The following is a 19224-nucleotide window of genomic DNA, read 5'->3' as shown; positions in this document are numbered from 1 at the left end:
ACAGATGCCCGCCGCAGACAGTCGTCGTGAAGCGCCCGACCGCAACCTCGCGATGGAGCTGGTCCGGGTCACCGAAGCCGCCGCGATGGCCGCCGGCCGCTGGGTCGGCCGCGGCGACAAGATCGGCGGCGACGGCGCGGCTGTCGACGCGATGCGCCAGCTCGTCTCGACGGTGTCGATGCGCGGGGTCGTGGTGATCGGCGAGGGCGAGAAGGACGAAGCGCCCATGCTGTTCAACGGCGAAGAGGTCGGCAACGGCGACGGGCCGGACTGCGACGTCGCGGTCGACCCGGTCGACGGCACCACGCTGATGGCCAAGGGCATGCCGAACGCCCTCGCCGTGCTGGCGGTCGCCGAGCGCGGCGCGATGTTCGACCCGTCCGCGGTGTTCTACATGGAGAAGCTGGCCGTCGGGCCGGACGCGGCGGGCAAGGTGGAGCTCGGCGCCCCGATCGCGGAGAACATCCGGCGCGTCGCGAAGGCGAAGAACAGCAGCATCGGCGACGTCACCGTGTGCGTCCTCGACCGCCCGCGCCACGAACAGATCATCAAGGAGATCCGCGACGCCGGCGCGCGGATCCGCTTCATCTCCGACGGCGACGTCGCGGGGGCGATCGCCGCGGCCCGCCCGACCACCGGCGTCGACATGCTGATCGGCATCGGCGGCACCCCCGAGGGCATCATCGCGGCCTGCGCGATGAAGTGCCTCGGCGGCGAGCTGCAGGGCCGGCTGTGGCCGAAGGACGACGCCGAGCGCGAAAAGGCCCTCGCCGCCGGCCACGACCTCGACCGCGTGCTGCTGAACGACGACCTCGTGCGCGGCGACAACGTCTTCTTCTGCGCCACCGGCGTCACCGACGGCGACCTGCTGCGCGGTGTCCACTACCGCGAGGGCGGCGCGACGACCCAGTCCATCGTGATGCGGTCCAAGTCGGGGACCGTCAGAATGATCGACGGCTACCACCGGCTGAACAAGCTGCGGGCGTACTCCTCGGTCAACTTCGACGGCCACCTGGACGCGCCCGACGACGACGTCGTGCCCCCGCTGCCGTAAGGAGATCCGTGACCAGGCGACTGCCGGCCCTGCTGGTCCTGATCCTCGCCGTCCTGGTCCCCGGCACGGCCGCGGCCGCCCCGGCGATCGTCGGGGGTGTCGCCGCGGACCAGCCGTACCCGTTCGCGGTGTCACTGCACTCCTCGTCGGGCAAGTTGTTCTGCGGGGGCGCGCTGATCGCGCCGACCTGGGTGGTCACGGCCGCGCACTGCGCGTACGGCAAGGCCCCGGCCGACATCTCGCCGCGGACGGGCACGAACGACGTGGGGCAGGGCGGCGAGGTCGCCCAGGTCGCCGGGATCGTCGTGAACCCGGCGTTCAACACCCAGAGCCCGGCGGGCGACATCGCGCTGCTGCGGCTGACGGCGCCGGTCACGACCGCGCCGATCGGGCTCGCGACGGCCGCGGCGCCGGGCACCGCGACCCGGATCGTCGGCTGGGGCCAGACCTGCCCGAAGCTGAACTGCGGCGGGCTCCCGGCGACGTTGCAGCAGCTCGACACGAAGATCGTCGAAGGCACGAAGTGCACGTCGGGGTTCGACGGCACGGCCGAGCTGTGCACCGACAACCCGGGCGGCAAATCGGGGGCGTGCTTCGGCGACTCCGGTGGCCCGGAGATCGTGCGCGACGGCGGCGACTGGCAGCTCGTCGGCGTCACCAGCCGGCCGGGCAACAACGACCCGGAATGCGCGACGGCGCCGTCGATCTACACCTCCGTCGTCGCCTACGCGCCCTGGATCGCCGAGAAGACGAAGGCCTGACCTACTCGGCGTTGCTCGAGTGGCCCGGGAACAGGTGGGCGTCCGGGTCGAGCGCGACGGCGATGTTGTTGACGGCCGTCGCGGCCTCGCCGAAGCCGGTCGCGATCAGCTTCACCTTCCCCGGGTACGCGGCGACATCCCCCGCGGCGTAGACGCGTTCACGCGCGGTCGCCATCGTCGAGTCCACGGCGATCGCGCGGTGGTGGATCTCCAGGCCCCAGCTCTCGATCGGGCCGAGGTCCGCGGTGAATCCCAGTGCCGCGACGACGGCGTTGGCCGGGAGCCGCTCGTCGCCGCTGCCCTTGATCGAGACGTCGACGGCTTCGAGCGAGCCGTCGGGTGCTTCGACGAACCGCGTGACTTCGGCGTCGGTGATGATCCGGGTGCCGAGCTCGCGCGCCTGCCGGACGATCGACTCGGCGGCGCGGAACTTGGCGCGGCGGTGCACCAGCGTCACGCTCGCCGCGACCGGGTGCAGCGCGAGGATCCAGTCGAACGCCGAGTCGCCGCCGCCGACGACCACGACGTGCTGGCCCGCGTGCACCTGCAGCGAGGGGACGAAGTGCACCATGCCGCGGCCGAGCCAGCCGTCGCCGGCCGGCAGCGGGCGCGGGGTGAACTCGCCGATGCCCGCGGTGATCAGCACGGCGCGGGCACGCAGCGTCTCGCCGCCGTCGAGGGTCAGCTCGACGCCGTCCCCGGCCGGCTCCAGCTTTTCGGCCTTGCGCCCCAGCAGGTACTTCGGCTTGAACGGCGCGGCCTGCTTCACCAGGCCCTCGACGAGATCGCGGCCGCGGACCTCGGCGAAGCCGCCGACGTCGTAGATCATCTTCTCCGGGTACATCGCGGTCACCTGGCCGCCGGGCTCGGGCAGCGAATCGACCACCGCCATCGAGAGGCCGCGGAACCCGGCGTAGTACGCGGCGAACAGGCCCGTCGGGCCCGCACCGATGATCACGAGGTCGTACGGACCCCCGGCAACGTCAGTCATGCTCGCTCCAGCCAGTGGTGGATGGCGGTGATCGAGAACACACCCGATCCTAGCGTCGCGCGCCGCCGAGGGTGGGCGACGCCACCACGCGGTCACGCGCGAAGAGGGCCAGAATCGGTGTCATGGCTGATCAGGAATACCGGATCGAACACGACACCATGGGCGAGGTCCGCGTGCCGGCCGACGCGCTCTACCGCGCGCAGACCCAGCGGGCCGTGGAGAACTTCCCCATCTCCGGCCGGGGCCTGGAGCGCGCCCAGATCCGCGCGCTCGGCCTGCTCAAGGCCGCCGCCGCGCGCGTGAACCTCGAGCTGGGCGTGCTCGACGCCGACGTCGCGGACGCCATCGCGGCCGCCGCCGACGAGGTCGCCGCCGGCGCCCACGACGCGCACTTCCCGATCGACGTCTTCCAGACCGGGTCCGGGACGTCGTCGAACATGAACGCCAACGAGGTCATCGCGACGCTCGCCTCCCGCGCCCTCGGCCGGGACGTCCACCCGAACGACCACGTCAACGCGTCGCAGTCGTCGAACGACACCTTCCCGACGACCATCCACGTCGCCGCGACCGAAGCCGTCGTGAAGGACGTCATCCCGGCGCTCGAGCACCTGGCCGGCGCCATCGAGGTGCGCGCCGCGGAGTGGGCCGACGTCGTGAAATCCGGCCGCACGCACCTGATGGACGCGGTGCCGATCACGCTGGGCCAGGAGGCGGGGGCCTGGGCGTCCCAGGTCCGCTTCGGTGTCGAACGGCTCAAGTCGGGCCTGCCGCGGCTGGGCGAGCTGCCGATCGGCGGCACGGCCGTCGGGTCGGGCCTGAACGCGCCGGACGGCTTCGGTTCCAGCGTCGCCGCGGAACTCGCCTCGGTGACCGGCCTGCCGCTGACCGAGGCACGCGACCACTTCGAGGCGCAGGCGACGCAGGACAGCGTCGTCGAGACGTCCGGGCACCTGCGCACGGTCGCCGTGTCGCTCAACAAGATCGCCAACGATCTGCGCTGGCTGGGTTCCGGGCCGCGCACCGGCTTGGCCGAGCTGGCGCTGCCGGACCTTCAGCCGGGCTCGTCGATCATGCCGGGCAAGGTGAACCCGGTGATCCCGGAGGCGACGCTGCAGGTGGTCGCGCAGGTGATCGGCAACGACGCGGCCGTCGCTTTCGCGGGCGCGGCGGGCAATTTCCAGCTGAACGTCAACCTGCCGGTGATCGCCCGGAACGTCCTCGAATCGGCGCGGTTGATCGCGGCCGTTTCGCGGCTGCTGGCGGACAAGGTGTTCGCGGGCATCACGGTGAACGCCGAACGCACGCGCACCTACGCCGAAGGTTCGCCGTCGATCGTGACGCCGCTGAACAAGTACATCGGCTACGAAGAAGCGGCCGCGGTCGCGAAGCAGGCTTTGAAGGAGCTCAAGACGATCCGCGAAGTCGTCATCGAGCGCGGGTACGTGCGGGACGGCAAGCTCACCGAGGAGCAGCTCGACGAGGCGCTCGACGTGCTGCGCATGGCGCGTGGCGGGAAGTGAAGCGCGAAGCATGAGTGACGCAGCCGAGCTGGGCGCCTTCTTGAAGGCGCGCCGCGCCGCCCTGGACCCCGCCGACCTCGGGCTGCCGCCCGGGGTCACCCACCGGCGGGTCAAGGGGCTGCGCCGCGAGGAACTGGCGCAGCTGGCCGGGATCAGCGTCGACTACTACACGCGGCTGGAGCAGGGCCGCGCGAAGAACGTCTCCGACGCGATCCTCGGCGCACTGGCCCGCGCGCTGCGCCTCGACGCCGGCGAGGAGTCCTACCTGCGCAACCTCGCCGCGCCGAAGCGCCGGGAAAAGAGCGCGCCACAGCGGGTCCGGCCCGAGCTGCAGCAGCTGCTGGACGCCGTCCAGGCACCCGCGTTCGTCTTTGGGCGGTACCTGGAAGTGCTGGCCTGGAACGCTCTCGGCGGCGCGGTCTCGTTCGACTTCGGCCGGCTCGAAGAGCGCAGCATGCCGAAGCTCGTCTTCACCGACGAACGCGCGAAGCAGCTGCACCCGGAGTGGGACGCGGTGTGCCGCGAACTCGTCGCGAACCTCCGTGCGGAGAGCGGCAGGCACCCCGGGGACCCGGAGTTCGCTCAGCTCGTCGACGAGCTTTCGCGGGCGAGTGCGCAGTTCCGGACGCTGTGGGCCGAACACGCGGTCCAGGAGAAGGCCCGGGGGTGGAAGCTGATCATGAACCCGGTGGTCGGCGAGCTGCGGCTGCGGTACGAGACGCTGCGCCTGCCGGACGACCCGGACCAGGGCCTGGTGATCTACCACGCCGAGCCCGGTTCGGAGAGCGAGCGCGCGCTCGGCCTGCTGGCCAGCTGGATCGCCGAGGCCCCGCTGACCAGGGCAAACGTCCGCCCGGCGTGAAACTGTCGGTGGTCCGGGTCATGATGTCCGGGTGTTGCTGAGCGAGTTGGTCCGCGCGTCCGCCGAACTGGCGGCGACCCGGTCCAGGAAGGCGAAGATCGCCCTCCTGGCCGCGGTGCTGCGCGCGGCGGAGATGGCCGAGCTGCCCACGGTGATCGCGTACCTGACCGGGCAGACGGCGCAGGACAGGCTGGGTGCGGGCTGGCGCACCCTGGCCGGCCTGGGCGCCGGCGCCGCGGCCGAGCCGGTGGCCTCGGTGCTGGAGGTGGACGCGGCGCTGACCGCGGCCGCGGGCGTGGCGGCCGGGACCGGGTCGAACACGCGGCGGCAGGAAGTGCTGCGGGCGTTGTTCGAGCGGCTGACGGAGGACGAGCAGCAGTTCCTGTTCCGGCTGGTCACCGGGGAACTGCGGCAGGGCGCGCTGGAGGGCGTGATGGTCGACGCCATCGCGGCCGCGTCGGAGGTGCCTGCCGAGGACGTGCGGCGGGCCTTCATGCTGTCCGGGAAGCTCGGCGTCACCGGGGTCGCGGCGATGACCGGCGGGCCGGCCGCGCTGGCGGAGTTCCGGCTCACGCTCGGCACGCCGATCAAGCCGATGCTGGCGTCACCGGCGGAGTCGCTGGACGAAGCCGTCGCCGAGCACGCCGAGGCGATCGTCGAGTACAAAATGGACGGTGCGCGGATCCAGGTGCACCGCCAGGGCGACGAGGTGCACGTCTGGACGCGGACGCTGCGCGAGATCACCGGCAGCGTGCAGGAACTGGTGGACCTCGTGCGGGCGCTGCCCTGCGAGTCGGTCGTGCTCGACGGCGAAACCCTGGCCCTGACCGACGCCGGGCGGCCGCGGCCGTTCCAGGACACGATGAGCCGGTTCGGCAGCACCCGCGAGGAACAGGTCAAGGCGCTGCTGCTGCGGCCGTACTTCTTCGACTGCCTGCACCTCGACGGCATCGACCTGCTGGACGCGCCGCTGTCGGAGCGCAACGCGGCGCTGCGCAAGGTCGCCGGGGCGCACGTCATCCCCGGCGAGGTGGGCACCGCGGGTGCGGCCGCCGTGCTGGAGGCGGCGATGGAAGCGGGCCACGAAGGGGTGATGGTCAAGGACCTGGCCGCGCCGTACGCGGCCGGGCGGCGGGGGCGGGCGTGGCTGAAGGTCAAGCCGGTGCACACGATCGACCTGGTGGTGCTGGCGGCGGAGTGGGGTCACGGGCGGCGCACCGGCACGCTGTCGAACCTGCACCTGGGCGCCCGCGACCCGGACGGCGGCCCGCCGATCATGGTGGGCAAGACGTTCAAGGGCATGACCGACGAGCTGCTGGCGTGGCAGACCAGGACGTTCCAGGAGATCGAGACCCACCGCGACGACTGGACGGTGTACGTCCGGCCGGAGGTCGTGGTGGAGATCGAGCTGGACAGCGCGCAGGTGAGCACGCGTTACCCGGGCGGTCTGGCGCTGCGGTTCGCCCGGGTGGTCCGCTACCGCCCGGACAAGGACCCGGCCGAAGCGGACACGATCGACACGGTCCGCGGCCTGCTGCACGGCGACCGCTCGGAAGGGAGCTGACGCAAGGACCGACGAAAGTCGCTGGTGCCCGCTGTTCCCGCGGACCAAAGTGGAGGGTGCCGGCGCGGCCTGCGGAAGCGTTCGGCGATTCGACGCGCTTCCGGTGCGAGTTGGCGGGAATTTTCCCGCCACGACCGGCGGCGAAGATCCCTAGAGTGCGCTCCTTCACAGAGATCCCGCTCACTTCCCGAGCGGTCATGGAGGAGCAACCAGTGGTCAGCAAGGAACAGATGAAGGCGGCCATCCACGCCGCCTTCGACGGAGCCGTCGCCGACGGGGCGAGCTACACCAAGGTGTACGCCGCGGAGATCAGGCAGAAGAACTACCTGGTCTTCCGGACCACCTCGGTCGCCAACTTCGCCCTGGGCTTCAGACCGGGGCAGACCGATCTCGTCCTCGTCCCGCTCGAGGAGAAGAACGGCACCGTCACGGCGGGCACGCCGCTGACGATCAACGACGCCAACCGGGCCTCGGTCAAGAAGCGCGACATGCAGGGCCGGTTCGTCATCAAGACGACCGAGGGCCGGACGTTCCGGCTCAGCATCCTCCCGTCCGTGACGAAGCTCCTGGCCGTCGCCTACCAGCTGCCGGTCGAGCAGAAGGCGGAGTACGAGGCCTTCGTCGCGCTCCGGGACTCGCTTCTCACGGCGTGACGACCGGGCGCCCCGGTGCGGACCGCGCCGGGGCGTGACCGGTCCGGCCGCACTGGGTCCACAATGGAGCTAAGCTCCGGCGATGCGCAGCGAGAAGTTCACCCGCGCCTGGTTCGCGGTCACCGCGGTGGTCGCTCTGGCCGGCCTCGTCACCCAGGTCGTCACGACCGCGAGCGCCCCGGACGGGCGGGTGGCGAACCTGCTCTGCTTCTTCACGATCGATTCGAACCTGCTGGTCGTGCTCGCCTCGGCCCTGGTCGCGCTGGGCCGGGCCCGCGGGCGGCTGTTCACCGTCCTCTGGCTGGACGCGCTGGCCGGCATCATCGTGACCGGCATCGTCTACCAGGTCGCCTTGGCCGGCCTGCACGACCTGCACGGCCTCGCGTTCTTCGCCGACACGATGCTGCACAAGGTGACGCCGTTCCTGTTCGTGCTCGGCTGGCTCCTGGCCGGCCCGCGCGGGACCCTGACGTGGCGCACGGTCTGGTGGTCGCTGCTCTACCCGCTGGCCTGGCTCGCGTTCACGCTCCCGCGCGGCGCGGTCACCGGCTTCTACCCGTACCCGTTCGTCGACGCGGGCGCCCTCGGCTACGGCCAGGTCGCGCTGAACTGCGTCTTCATCGGCCTCTTCTTCACCGCGCTCGCGGCGGCCGCGCTCCTGTACGACCGCCGGTTCACGCGGCTCGAACCGGCCTAACCGCGGACGCGGCGGAACGCGTTGAGCCCGTCGGTGAGGCCCGCCCGCACCAGTGTCGGGAGCGCGCCGCGCCGGTCGGCCGGCTTGCCCGCGGCGATCCGGTGCATCTGCCGAGTGTGCCACTGGATCTCCAAGAGGCTGTCGGCCAGCCGGATCCCGGTCTTGGGGCACAACCGCTCGGCGCGGACGTCCTCACCGGCGAGCAGCCGGGCGGGCAGGCCGGGGTCGGCGACCAGCGGGCGGCCGAGCCCGATCACGTCGACCTCGCCCGAGCGCAGTGCTCCGGCCATTCCGCCCGGTGTCGCGAACCCGCCGGTGACCATCAGGGCGACGTCGGAGACTTCACGCGCTTTCGCCGCGTAGTCCAGGAAGTACGCTTCGCGCGCCTGGGTGCTCGCGCGCCCCGCGCCCATCATCGCGGCCTTCTCGTAGGTGCCACCGGACACTTCCAGCAGGTCGAGCCCGGCCTCACCGAGTTCGCCCACGACCTCCAGGGACTCGTCCTCGGTGAAGCCGCCGCGCTGGAAGTCCGCGCTGTTGAGCTTGACGGACACCGGCACGGCGTCGCCGACCGCTTCGCGCACCCGCCGGACCACCTCGAGCAGGAACCGGCGGCGGCGCACCGCGTCGCCGCCCCAGGCGTCGGTCCGCAGGTTGGTCAGCGGGGAAAGGAACTGCGAAACCAGATAGCCGTGGGCGCCATGGATCTGCACGCCCGTGAAACCCGCTTCGACGAACGTGCGCGCCGCGACGCCGAAGCGCTCGATGATCGCTTCGATCTCTTCGCCGGTCAGAGCCCGCGGCACGGCGAAGGCGGTACGGATGCCTCGATTGCCGAAGGGCACCACGGACGGCGCGACGGGCTGCCGCGAGAGGTACCGCGGGCTCTGCCGGCCGGGGTGGTTCAGCTGCACCCACAGCCGCGCCTCCGTGCCCTCGACCGCGCCGGCCCACGGCCGGTAGACCGCCGGATCCGGCGTCGCGGCCACGTTGCGCGGCTCGCCGAGCGCGGCCGGGTCGACCATGACGTTCCCGGTGATCAACGCGCCCGCACCACCGCCGGCCCAGGTCCGGTACAGCTCGAAGAGCTCCCGCGTCGGCGCGTTGCGGCGGTCGCCGAGCTGCTCGCTCAGCGCCGACTTCACCAGGCGGTTCGGCAGCACCTCGCCGCACCGCAGCTTCAACGGCTCCGCCAGGAGGGTCGTCACGTCACCTCTCGAACTTACTCGCAGTAAGGTGACTCGACAGTAGCATACCGCCGGTATGTCATCGACCACCCGAATGACCACTAGGGTCGGACGCATGACGGCGATCGTGCAGAACCTGGTGACCTCCGGTGTCTTCCAGCTCGACGGGGGCAGCTGGGACGTCGACAACAACGTCTGGCTCGTGGGCGACGACGCGGAAGTGATCGTGATCGACGCGGCGCACGACGCGAAGGCGATCGAAAACGTCGTGGGCGAGCGGAAACTGGCCGCGATCGTCTGCACCCACGCGCACAACGACCACATCAACGCCGCCCCGGAACTCGCCGCCGCCACCGGCGCGCCGATCCTGCTGCACCCGGACGACCGGGTCGTCTGGAACCTCACGCACCCGGACCGCGCCCCGGACGGCGAACTGGCCGACGGCCAGGTGCTCACCGTCGCGGGCACCGAACTCCGCGTCATCCACACGCCGGGGCACGCGCCCGGCGCGGTGTGCCTGTACGCGGCGGAACTGGGCGTCCTGTTCACCGGCGACACGCTCTTCCACGGTGGCCCCGGCGCCACCGGACGGTCCTATTCGGACTACCCGACGATCGTGCACTCCATCCGCGAGAAGCTGTTCGCGCTCCCGGAGGCGACGAAGGTCCACACCGGACACGGCGCGGGCACGACGATCGGCGCCGAGAAGGCGGCTTCGGACGGCTGGGACCAGCCTTAGGAGGTGTGCTTCCGGGCGACGAGGGCGAAGTCCTCGATCGCCCGGTCGAAGGCGGCGCTGGCTTCCCGGACCGGCGTGGGCAGGAACTTCCGGTCGAACTTCCGGGAGTCGTCGAGCTCCCACCGGGTGTGGTGGAGCTCCATCTCCTTCCGGCGGAGCAGGTTCGCCTGCTCGACCAGCTCGTCCGGCCCGCTCATCACGAGCAGCCCGTAGAACGCGCGCATGTCGGTGCGAGCCGTGTAGTACCCGTCTTCGAACTCGATCTCCCGCTGGGCGTCGGTCTCGAGCTCTTTGTCCAGTTCCCGGCGGCGGTGGATCACGTTGATGTCGATGATGTGCTTGCGCGCCCGCGTTGCGGCCTCGATCAGCCCGGCACAGCGGTCGGCCCGGTCCTGCCGCAGCTTCGCGCGCCGGGCCGCGTTGAGCTTCACCGGTTCGACCAGCGCGCCCAGCGTCACGCCGACCAGCGACGCCACCGCCGCGATGACCGCGGCACCGACCGCCGTCAGCACGTCAGCCGCGGCACGCTCGGCGACACCCGTACGCGCTGTTTCGCCTCATCGGCGAGGCTGCGCGCCCACTCCTGCAGGCCGGCGACGTCGATGCCGTGGTGCGGCTCGTCCCGGAACGGCTCGATGTTCGCCGCGCCCCGCTCCAGCAGGGACACCGCGCCGACGTTGTTGCCGCGCGCGGCGTGCGTCAGCCCCACCGCGAGCTGGGCGAGGCCGCGCCAGAGCTCGCGGTCGGGGCCGTCGGTGGTCTTCCACGCGTCCTCGAAGACTTCGTGCGCGTGGAACGGCTTGCCGTCGTCGAGCAGCCGCTGGGCCTCCGCAAGCGTTTGCGCCGGCGTGCGTTCGATGCCTTCCGGCTGACGCTCGACGCCGTACGCGCCGTACGGCAGCGGCCGGCCGAGGCCGTCGCGCGGCCGTGCGTTGCGTGCCCGTCCCTCGGTGTCCCGGTCGCGGCGGCTCATGCCCTCGATCCTGCCACGCGCCCGGCAGGTAGTCTGGGCACTCGTGCGTTTCCTCGACGGCCACCGGCCCGCCCACGACCTGACCTACGACGACGTGTTCCTGCTGCCGAACCGTTCGGACGTGGAGTCCCGCTTCGACGTCGACCTCGCCACCGCGGACGGCACCGGCGCGACGATCCCGATCGTGGTCGCGAACATGACCGCGGTCGCCGGCCGCCGGATGGCCGAGACCGTCGCCCGGCGCGGTGGCCTGGTGGTGCTGCCCCAGGATGTGGACAGCGCCGCCGTCGCCGAGATCGTCGGCTGGGTGAAGAGCCGCCACACCGTGTGGGACACGCCACTGGTGCTGACCGGCGGTGACGCCGTCGCCGACGCCCTCAACCTGGTCCACAAGCGGGCCCACGGCGCTGTCGTCGTCGTGGACGGCGAAGGCCGCCCGGTCGGCATCGTCGACGAAGCGGCCTGCGCGGGCGTCGACCGCTTCGCGCGTCTCGCCGACGTCGCACAACCGCCGGCCGTCGCCGTCCCCCTGACCACGCCGGCGCGTGAGGTCTTCGAACTCCTGCACAGCCACGGCGCGAACCTGGCGCTCGGCCTGGACGCCGACGGCCGGCTCGCGGGCGTGCTGACCGCCGTCGGGTCGCTGCGCGCGGACATCTACACCCCGGCCGTCGACGACGCGGGCAAGCTGCGCGTCGCCGCCGCGGTCGGCGTCAACGGCGATGTCGCGGCGAAGGCCGAAGCCGTCTTGAAGGCGGGCGTCGACGTGCTGGTCGTCGACACCGCGCACGGGCACCAGGAGAAGATGATCGCCGCGCTGAAGGCCGTCCGGTCGGTGTCGCCGCAGGTCCCGGTGGTCGCCGGGAACGTGGTCACGGCCGAGGGCACGCGCGACCTGATCCAGGCCGGGGCCGACGTCGTCAAGGTCGGCGTCGGGCCGGGCGCGATGTGCACCACCCGGATGATGACCGGCGTCGGCCGCCCGCAGTTCTCCGCGGTCGCCGACTGCGCGGCCGCCGCGCGCGAGCTGGGCAAGCACGTCTGGGCCGACGGCGGGGTCCGCCACCCGCGTGACGTCGCATTGGCGCTGGCCGCCGGCGCGTCCGCGGCGATGGTCGGCTCGTGGTTCGCCGGCACCTACGAATCCCCCGGCGACCTGCGGTTCGACGAGCAGGGACGGCCCTACAAGGAGTCGTTCGGCATGGCGTCGAAGCGCGCCGTCGGCGCGCGGACGCGGACGGACAACTCGTTCGACCGCGCACGCAAGGCGCTGTTCGAGGAGGGCATCTCGTCGTCGCGGATGTCGCTGGACCCGCAGCGCCCTGGCGTCGAGGACCTGCTGGACTCGATCGGCTCCGGCGTGCGTTCGTCCTGCACCTACGCGGGTGCGCGGACCCTCGAGGAGTTCCACGAGCGCGCGGTGCTGGGCGTCCAGTCGGCGGCCGGGTTCGCCGAAGGCCGTCCCCTCCCCGCAGGCTGGTAGTCAGCCCGCGCAGCACACGTGTTCCGACCACTCCGGAACGTGCCACCAGTGCTGCTTCTCCGCCGACCGGGCCGCGGGCGCCACCTCGGTGGCCGCCCGTGCGCCCGGTTGGTTCCGGTAGGGCGCCAGCAACTCGCCGACCGTGCGCAGCACGCCGCCGACCAGCACGCTGCGGACGTTCGCGGCCGCCTTGATGTCCTGCAACGGGTTGCCGCTGACCAGCGACAGATCGGCGTACGCACCTCGCTTGAGCACACCGATCCGGTCCTCGAGCCCCAGCCACCGCGCCGGGTTGCGGGTGGCGGTGGTGAGCGCCTCGTACGGCGTGAACCCGAAGGCGACCATGGCCCGCAGGTTCTGGTGGGTCGAGACGGCCACGTTGTCCAACGGCGAGTCCGTGCCGGTGACCACGAACCCGCCCGCCCGGTGGATCCGCAGCACCATGTCGACGTTCCCGGCGAGGACCTGGTGCAGGTACGCGTTCTCCGGGTTGCCCGCGGTGTCCGCCGTGGTCTTGAGCAGCTGGTATTCCCACGGCGGGAAGAGGACTTCGGTGCGCTCGTCGGTCACGAGCGACTTGTCGTCCGCGTACAACGCCCTGGACGTGAACAACGTCGGCGTGATCGACATCCCCGAGCGGACGAACAATTCGACCGCGTCCTGGTAGGACCGGCCGATCCGGCTGACGGTGTGCGAGTACCCGAGCCGGTTGGTGGCCCCGGTGTGCTCCATCGCGTCCATGCCGATGTTCGCCGCCGGGTACAGGTAGTGCGACGACAGCGGGATGCCCGCCCGGTGCGCGGCCCGGACGACCGCCTGCTGGTAGGCCACGGGAAGCCGGACGTACGTCTTGATCATGTCGTATTCCAGCTCGACCGCCCGGGACAGCTCCAGGTTCAGCTGCTCGGGCGACAGGGTCGGCCGCATGAAGTTGTAGTAGATCCGGGAGCCGTCGATGGCTTCGCCGGTGCCGAAGTACCTTGGCCCGACGCGGTTTCCGGATTCCAGCGCCTCGCGCGTCTCCAGCATCTGGTACACCGGGTCGCCGGGCGAGCGGGTCGTGGTGATGCCGTAGGACAGCCACAGCCTGCCTTGCCGGTCGCCCCACTGCCGGCCGCGCAGGTGCCAGTGGTTGTGGATGTCGATGAGGCCGGGCATGGCGGTCAGGTCGTGCGCGTCGACCGTCCCGGGTGCGTCCCGGTGCGGCCGGACGTCGGCGATCCGGCCGCCGTCGACGACGATGTCGACGTCGCGCCGCAGCGTCCGGGCGACACCGTCCCACGCCGCGCCGACGTGGATGACGGTCGGGCGTGGCGGGCGCGGCCGGGCCCAGGTGAAGTCGAGCCGGATCGTGCGCGGCTCGCCGCCGGTGATCTTCTGGGCCTTGAGCTGCCCCTTCGACAGGTAGACGAGCGTGTCGTTCCCCTGCCAGGCCAGGGAGTCGGTGACGTCGTGGGTGACCTGCCTCGGCGCGCCGACAAACTTGCCGGTGCCGTCGACCGGGGCGATCCAGGCGACGCTTTCGACCGTGAACGCGAGGTACCGGCCGTCGGGTGACCACAGTGGACCGTCGTCGCCGCGGGTGGCGAGCGAACGGAACGGCATCGGCTCGGCGTAGCGGAGTTCGTGGGTCTTCAGGTCGACCGTGAGGATCTGGCTCGTGCCTTCGCGGTACCGCCGCGAGTACGGCTTGACCGCCGCCAGCGCGATGACCGTCCCATCGGGCGACCAGGTGGGCCGGCCCGGCATGAACAGCGGCGGCGTCACCTGCTGGGCCTGGGCCGTGGCCACCTCGTGGATCCACGTGGCGCCGTCCTGGTCGGCGTAGGCCACCCGGCCGCCGTCCGGCGACCACCGCGGCGCGACCTGGGCGCCCGGCAGCCGGGTGAGGACGGTGTCCTCGCCGGTGCCGAGGTCGCGCAGCCACAGGTCGGCGGTGCCGAGCCGGTCGCTCGTGTAGAGCAGCTTCGTCCCGTCCGGGTGGAAGTCCGGGTCGGAGTTGAAGTAGCCGTCGCCGATCAGCCGCTGTGGCCGGCCGCCGCCGGCCGCGACGACGTAGATCGCGTTGAGGGCCCGGAACGCGATCCGCCTGCCGTCCCGGGACACCACCGGACCGGCGATGCCCCGGACGGGCTTCGGCGCGGCCGAGTCCAGGTCACGGACCCGCCTTCGGTAGTCACGCGGTGCCGTGGACACCCCTGCTTCGAACGGGACGTCCGTGACGGCGCCGGACCGCTCGCGCCGCCGGATGTGCCCGTCGGCGGTGTAGAGCACGGCGGACCCGGACCAGTTCGCGGCGAAGCCGAAGACGTCCTCGCCCTTGGTCAGCTGCTCGTCGCCGAGCATGAGGTCCGCTTCGGCGCCCCGCAGCCGCAGGTAGCTGGGCTGCCCGCCGGGGCCGAACGCGGGACCGTAGAGCTTGTCGGTGCCGGTCGCGCTGACCAGGCGCGTGCGGGCGCCGGTGGCCGGGGTGACGACGTCGATGGCGGTGTCGTTCACGGTGTAGACGATCTTCGTGCCGCCGGCCGACCAGCGCGGCGACGCCTCTTCGTCCGCGGTGGACACCACCGTGCTGATCGCTCCGGAGGCGACGTCCAGCAGGTGGATGCCGTAGCTGCCGTCCCGGTCGCTGCTGAAGGCGATCTTGGTGCCGTCCGGCGAGAACACGGGTTCCCGGTGGTCGAACCGCCCGCTGGTGAGCTTGCGGGGCGCGCCGCCGGCGGCATCGATGACGTACAGGTGGAAGTTGCCGTCGCGGTAGGACTGGAACACGATCCGGCGGCCGTCCGGCGACCAGCTCGGGAGCGTGGCGTCCTGCAGGTCGCCGGTGAGCCGCCGGGCGCGGCCGCCGGCGGCGGGCAGCACCCAGATCCCGGTGACCAGGTCGACCGCAATCCACCGGCCGTCCGGTGACAGCGCGGCGGACATGTTCGTGCCTTCGCGCAGCACCACGCCGTCGTGGCCGGCATCCGGCCGAACGTCCGGTTCGGCCTCGGCCACCCCCGCCCCGGCCACGGCCAGCGCGGCGGCGGTGACGCCACCACGGACGAGGAGCTCACGACGGGAAAGGCTTTCCGGCGCCATGCGGCCAACTATGCCCACACCGTGGAACGGCCGTCCAGCGGCCGAGCGGGTTTTTCACCGGATGTCCGGCGAAGGCGGAAAGGGTTGCCGGGGGCGGCGCGCGCGCCGCCCCCCGGGGGCGTGCGCCGGGGGACACCAACAAAACGGTGTCCACGGCGGCGAAAGGCGCGCGCAACCAGCGCGGCAACGTGACGTGCGCGAACAGCGGGTGACCCTTGAGCTTCTCGATCACCGCCGAGACGCCGTCGTGGCGCCCGACGCGCAGGTTGTCACGCTGGGCGACGTCGTGCGTGAGCACCACCCGTGACGCCGTGCCGAGCCGCGAAAGGACCGTGAGCAGGACGTTGCGCTCCAGCGACTGCGCCTCGTCGACGATCACGAACGTGTCGTGCAGCGACCGGCCGCGGATGTGCGTCAGCGGGAGCACCTCGAGCATGCCGCGGTCGAAGACCTCGTCGAGGACGTCCTGGCTGACCAGCGCGCCGAGGGTGTCGAACACCGCCTGCGCCCACGGCTGCATCTTCTCGCTCTCGGACCCGGGCAGGTAGCCGAGGTCCTGGCCGCCGACCGCGTAGACCGGCCGGAACACCACGACCTTGCGGTGCTGACGGCGTTCCATCACCGCCTCGAGGCCCGCGCACAGGGCGAGCGCCGACTTGCCGGTGCCGGCCCGGCCGCCCAGCGAGACGATCCCGACGTCGGAGTCGAGCAGCAGGTCGAGCGCGACGCGCTGTTCGGCGCTGCGGCCGTGCAGGCCGAACGCCTCGCGGTCGCCCCGGACCAGCCGGATGCGCTTGTCCGCCGTGATCCGCCCGAGCGCGCTGGAGCTGCCCGCGAGCAGCCGCAGCCCGGTGTGGCAGGGCAGCTCGGCGAGCTCGTCCATGCCGTATTCGACCGGGTCGACGGTGCCGCCGCCGAACAGCGTGTCGAGCACGTCCTGCGCGACGTCCACGTCCGCCATGCCCGTCCAGCCGGACGGCGTGACCTCCTGCGCGCGGTACTCGTCGGCCTCGAGGCCCACCGCACCCGCCTTGACCCGCAGCGGAATGTCCTTCGTCACCAGCGTGACCTGCGCGAACTCGGCTGCGAGGTTGAGCGCGCAGGCGAGGATGCGGTGGTCGTTGGAGTCGGTCCGGAACCCGGACGGGAGCACCGACGGGTCCGAGTGGTTCAGCTCCACCTGCAGCGTGCCGCCGTGGTCCCCGATGGGGAGCGGCGCGTCGAGCCTGCCGTACTGCCGGCGCAGGTCGTCGAGCATGCGCAGGGATTCCCGGGCGAACCAGCCGAGCTCCGGGTGGTGGCGCTTCGCCTCCAGTTCACTGATGACGACCAGCGGAAGCACGACAGCGTGCTCGGCGAACCGAGTGACCGCCCACGGGTCCGAAAGGAGGACCGACGTGTCGAGCACGTACATGTGCTGCTGGAATTCGGGCGAGGTCGAGGCTTTCTCCGGGCCAGGAACGGCACCGGTCGAAGAACGGCCAGAGGCCTTACGGGGCAAACGCTGCGCAGTCACGACGGCATCTCCCTCGAGGGCGTGTGCACCTCACGCCCGCACTCGCTGGGCCGGGCACCTCCCTGGCTGGACCGTTCCTCCTGACCTGGTGGGTCAGGTGGTGCGGCCACGAGGGCCGGGTGCCGGCCCCCTCGAGCGTCTCGTGGGCGGCTGAACCGCCCCCTCGATCACCGCCACGACCAGGGCCTCCCGCGAGGACCCGCACGGAACGCGTGCCCTCACCACGGAAGGTACCCACGAATCCGGCGGCGCGCAGGGAGCCAACACGGTGATTCGCCAGATCGTCACCTCACCGTCGGTCGACCGAAATCAACCCTGAGTGCTCTTCAGGGTCGCTGACCAGCGGCTTTTCCGGGTGTCTAGGAGCCGAACCGGCGGTGCCGCCAGGCGTAGTCGCGGATGGCACGCAGGAAGTCGACGCGGCGGAAGGCGGGCCAGTACGCCTCGGTGAACCAGAACTCCGAGTGCGCGGACTGCCACAGCAGGAAGCCGGAAAGCCGCTGCTCGCCCGACGTGCGGATGATGAGGTCCGGGTCCGGCTGGCCCGAGGTGTAGAGGTGCTCGGAGATGTGGTCGACGTCGAGGATCTTCGCCAGCTCGTGAATGGACGTTCCCTCGTCGGCGTGCTGCCGCAGCAGCTTCCGCACGGCGTCCGCGATTTCCTGGCGCCCGCCGTAGCCGACCGCGATGTTGACCTCCATCCCGCTCCGCCCTTCGCTCCGGGCGGCGGCTTCGCTGAGGCGCTTGGCGACCTCGGCGGGGAGCAGGTCGAGCGCGCCGACGATCCGCAGCCGCCACGGCGTGCCGGGCGCGGCGAGCTCGTCGGTGACGTCGGTGATGATCTTCAGCAGCGGCGTGAGCTCGTCCGGGTCGCGGTTGAGGTTGTCGGTGGACAGCAGCCACATGGTGACGACCTCGACGTCGGCCTCCTGGCACCAGCTCAGGAAGTCCGCGATCTTCTTGGCCCCGGCGCGGTGGCCGTCCGAAACGTCCGTGAAGCCCGCTTCACGGGCCCACCGGCGGTTGCCGTCGAGCATGATGGCGATGTGCCGGGGATGCCGCCCGGCGGCCTGCTGGATGAGGCGCCTGCCGTAGGCGCTGTACACGACGTCGGACAAGAAGGAGCGAACACTCACGTCGAGTCAGCGTACGCACCCGGTGTGAGGCGTGTGACTTGAGCACTGCTGGAGAACCTACGCTGTCGTAACCTGGATGTGTGAGCGTGAAGACGGAACCACCCGAGCCCGTAGTGGACCTCCGCCCCCGGCTGCGCGGACACATCCACTTCTGGACGTTCTTCGGCGCGGTTGCGGCAGCGGCGACGCTGGTGTCCTTGGCCGCGTCCACAGTGTCCCCGATCGCGGCCCTCGCGACGTCGGTCTACGGCCTGACGGTCCTCGGCCTGTTCGGCGTGAGCGCGCTGTACCACCGCAAGTTCTGGAGCCCCCGCGCGTACAAGTGGATGAAGCGCGCGGACCACTCGATGATCTTCCTGTTCATCGCGGGCACGTACACCCCGTTCACCCTGCTGGCGATGTCGAAGCCGACGGGGTACGTGATCCTGTCGATCGTCTGGGGCGGCGCGATCGCCGGCGTGGCGCTGAAGATGCTGTGGCCGAACGCGCCCCGGTGGCTCGGGGTGCCGATCTACATCGCGCTCGGGTGGGTCGCGGTGTTCGTGTTCCCGGAGCTGGCCACGCATGCGGGAGTCGGTGCGCTGGTGCTGCTCTGCGTGGGCGGGTTGTTCTACACGCTGGGTGCGGTGTTCTACGCCGTGAAGTGGCCGAACCACTGGCCGGAGACTTTCGGGTACCACGAGTTCTTCCACGCCTGCACTGTGTTGGCTGCCGTGTCGCACTACATTGCCATTTGGTTGGCGATGTACGCCTAGGACGCGTCTGCAGATCTCGTCGCACTGTCGTAGGACCTGCATCCCGAAGCCTGATTGTGACGACGGCCGGTGGCACCGCGTCAAGACGGGAAAGCGTGTCTTGACCCGGCGCCACCGGCCGCGTTCGGGCTTCGGATCGGGATGCAGGGTGGGGTCTGGCCGGGTCCGCCAGGTCCTCCGGTCCGCTGGCGGAATCGCACAGCCGGCTATATTTAGCACACGTCAAAAGCGCGGCCATTCACTCGTCAT

General features: G+C 71.3%; 16 protein-coding genes and 1 pseudogene. 10 read left to right on the top strand and 7 right to left on the bottom strand.

The annotated features are described in order from the left end of the window. Positions 1-4: 4 nt before the first annotated feature. Complete coding sequence (gene glpX / locus ACFVYA_RS19085; protein WP_176742217.1) at positions 5-1054, top strand: class II fructose-bisphosphatase; 1050 nt, start codon at positions 5-7, stop codon at positions 1052-1054. Between the two features lie 8 nt (positions 1055-1062). Then, complete coding sequence (locus ACFVYA_RS19080) at positions 1063-1815, top strand: S1 family peptidase (protein ID WP_387046540.1); 753 nt, start codon at positions 1063-1065, stop codon at positions 1813-1815. 1 nt (position 1816) lies between these two features. Here the strand turns inward: ACFVYA_RS19080 and ACFVYA_RS19075 are convergent, their stop codons facing one another. After that, positions 1817-2806: an NAD(P)/FAD-dependent oxidoreductase gene (locus ACFVYA_RS19075; protein WP_285986149.1), complete on the bottom strand. Its 990-nt coding sequence runs from the start codon at positions 2804-2806 to the stop codon at positions 1817-1819. 122 nt (positions 2807-2928) lie between these two features. Here ACFVYA_RS19075 and ACFVYA_RS19070 point away from each other — a divergent pair, with 122 nt between their 5' ends. The 5 genes from ACFVYA_RS19070 (at position 2929) to ACFVYA_RS19050 (ending at position 8102) form a co-directional block, all read left to right on the top strand. Further along, positions 2929-4326 (top strand): class II fumarate hydratase, encoded by a 1398-nt coding sequence (locus ACFVYA_RS19070; RefSeq protein WP_387046537.1) that lies wholly within the window; start codon positions 2929-2931, stop codon positions 4324-4326. A 10-nt stretch (positions 4327-4336) separates the two neighbouring features. Then, positions 4337-5188, top strand: coding sequence for a helix-turn-helix domain-containing protein (locus ACFVYA_RS19065; protein WP_387046535.1), 852 nt, complete (start codon positions 4337-4339; stop codon positions 5186-5188). A gap of 31 nt (positions 5189-5219) precedes the next feature. Next, the gene (locus ACFVYA_RS19060) at positions 5220-6752 is read left to right on the top strand and encodes an ATP-dependent DNA ligase (protein ID WP_387046533.1); all 1533 of its coding nucleotides are present in this window, start codon (positions 5220-5222) and stop codon (positions 6750-6752) included. Between the two features lie 212 nt (positions 6753-6964). Beyond that, positions 6965-7405 carry a hypothetical protein gene (locus ACFVYA_RS19055; protein WP_387046532.1) on the top strand — a complete coding sequence of 147 codons (441 nt, stop codon included), beginning with the start codon at positions 6965-6967 and terminating at the stop codon, positions 7403-7405. An 82-nt stretch (positions 7406-7487) separates the two neighbouring features. Next, entirely contained in the window at positions 7488-8102 is a 615-nt protein-coding gene (locus ACFVYA_RS19050) for a Pr6Pr family membrane protein (protein WP_387046530.1), read from the top strand. Here ACFVYA_RS19050 and ACFVYA_RS19045 read toward each other — a convergent pair. Then, positions 8099-9310 (bottom strand): NADH:flavin oxidoreductase/NADH oxidase family protein, encoded by a 1212-nt coding sequence (locus ACFVYA_RS19045; protein WP_387046528.1) that lies wholly within the window; start codon positions 9308-9310, stop codon positions 8099-8101. The genes ACFVYA_RS19050 and ACFVYA_RS19045 overlap by 4 nt on opposite strands. Positions 9311-9404: 94 nt before the next feature. Between ACFVYA_RS19045 and ACFVYA_RS19040 the strand changes: the two genes are divergently transcribed. Further along, positions 9405-10028 (top strand): MBL fold metallo-hydrolase, encoded by a 624-nt coding sequence (locus tag ACFVYA_RS19040; protein ID WP_387046526.1) that lies wholly within the window; start codon positions 9405-9407, stop codon positions 10026-10028. On the opposite strand, the gene ACFVYA_RS19035 is transcribed toward ACFVYA_RS19040, so the two are convergent. Both ACFVYA_RS19035 and ACFVYA_RS19030 read right to left on the bottom strand, forming a co-directional pair. After that, a complete protein-coding gene (locus ACFVYA_RS19035) occupies positions 10025-10540 on the bottom strand; it encodes a hypothetical protein (protein ID WP_387046525.1) in 516 nt (171 codons plus the stop codon). The genes ACFVYA_RS19040 and ACFVYA_RS19035 overlap by 4 nt on opposite strands. Then, positions 10534-11001 carry a DUF309 domain-containing protein gene (locus tag ACFVYA_RS19030; protein WP_387046523.1) on the bottom strand — a complete coding sequence of 156 codons (468 nt, stop codon included), beginning with the start codon at positions 10999-11001 and terminating at the stop codon, positions 10534-10536. Before ACFVYA_RS19030 ends, ACFVYA_RS19035 begins: the two co-directional genes overlap by 7 nt. Before the next feature lie 43 nt (positions 11002-11044). Between ACFVYA_RS19030 and ACFVYA_RS19025 the strand changes: the two genes are divergently transcribed. Next, positions 11045-12484: a GuaB1 family IMP dehydrogenase-related protein gene (locus ACFVYA_RS19025; protein WP_387046522.1), complete on the top strand. Its 1440-nt coding sequence runs from the start codon at positions 11045-11047 to the stop codon at positions 12482-12484. Here ACFVYA_RS19025 and ACFVYA_RS19020 read toward each other — a convergent pair whose 3' ends face one another. The 3 genes and pseudogenes from ACFVYA_RS19020 to ACFVYA_RS19010 form a co-directional block, all read right to left on the bottom strand. Next, entirely contained in the window at positions 12485-15568 is a 3084-nt protein-coding gene (locus ACFVYA_RS19020) for an amidohydrolase family protein (protein WP_387046520.1), read from the bottom strand. Between the two features lie 124 nt (positions 15569-15692). Then, a pseudogene (locus ACFVYA_RS19015) lies at positions 15693-16982 on the bottom strand (PhoH family protein); the annotation flags it as partial. Between the two features lie 461 nt (positions 16983-17443). Further along, positions 17444-18220, bottom strand: a complete 777-nt coding sequence (locus tag ACFVYA_RS19010) for an isoprenyl transferase (protein WP_387046518.1) — start codon at positions 18218-18220, stop codon at positions 17444-17446. A gap of 113 nt (positions 18221-18333) precedes the next feature. Here ACFVYA_RS19010 and ACFVYA_RS19005 point away from each other — a divergent pair, with 113 nt between their 5' ends. Continuing rightward, entirely contained in the window at positions 18334-18975 is a 642-nt protein-coding gene (locus ACFVYA_RS19005) for a hemolysin III family protein (RefSeq protein ID WP_285993948.1), read from the top strand. Positions 18976-19224: the final 249 nt, after the last annotated feature.

The organism is Amycolatopsis sp. NPDC058278 (assembly GCF_042881395.1).
Classification (GTDB): Bacteria; Actinomycetota; Actinomycetes; order Mycobacteriales; family Pseudonocardiaceae; genus Amycolatopsis.
Note: the sequence above shows the minus strand (reverse complement) of the source record. Positions and strands in the feature narration are given on the sequence as shown.

Coding starts and splice junctions, on each gene's coding strand:
- glpX (WP_176742217.1), top strand. CDS start 5: ATGCCCGCCGCAGACAGTCGTCGTGAAGCGCCCGACCGCAACCTCGCG.
- ACFVYA_RS19030 (WP_387046523.1), bottom strand. CDS start 11,001: ATGAGCCGCCGCGACCGGGACACCGAGGGACGGGCACGCAACGCACGG.
- ACFVYA_RS19070 (WP_387046537.1), top strand. CDS start 2,929: ATGGCTGATCAGGAATACCGGATCGAACACGACACCATGGGCGAGGTC.
- ACFVYA_RS19050 (WP_387046530.1), top strand. CDS start 7,488: ATGCGCAGCGAGAAGTTCACCCGCGCCTGGTTCGCGGTCACCGCGGTG.
- ACFVYA_RS19075 (WP_285986149.1), bottom strand. CDS start 2,806: ATGACTGACGTTGCCGGGGGTCCGTACGACCTCGTGATCATCGGTGCG.
- ACFVYA_RS19040 (WP_387046526.1), top strand. CDS start 9,405: ATGACGGCGATCGTGCAGAACCTGGTGACCTCCGGTGTCTTCCAGCTC.
- ACFVYA_RS19020 (WP_387046520.1), bottom strand. CDS start 15,568: ATGGCGCCGGAAAGCCTTTCCCGTCGTGAGCTCCTCGTCCGTGGTGGC.
- ACFVYA_RS19065 (WP_387046535.1), top strand. CDS start 4,337: ATGAGTGACGCAGCCGAGCTGGGCGCCTTCTTGAAGGCGCGCCGCGCC.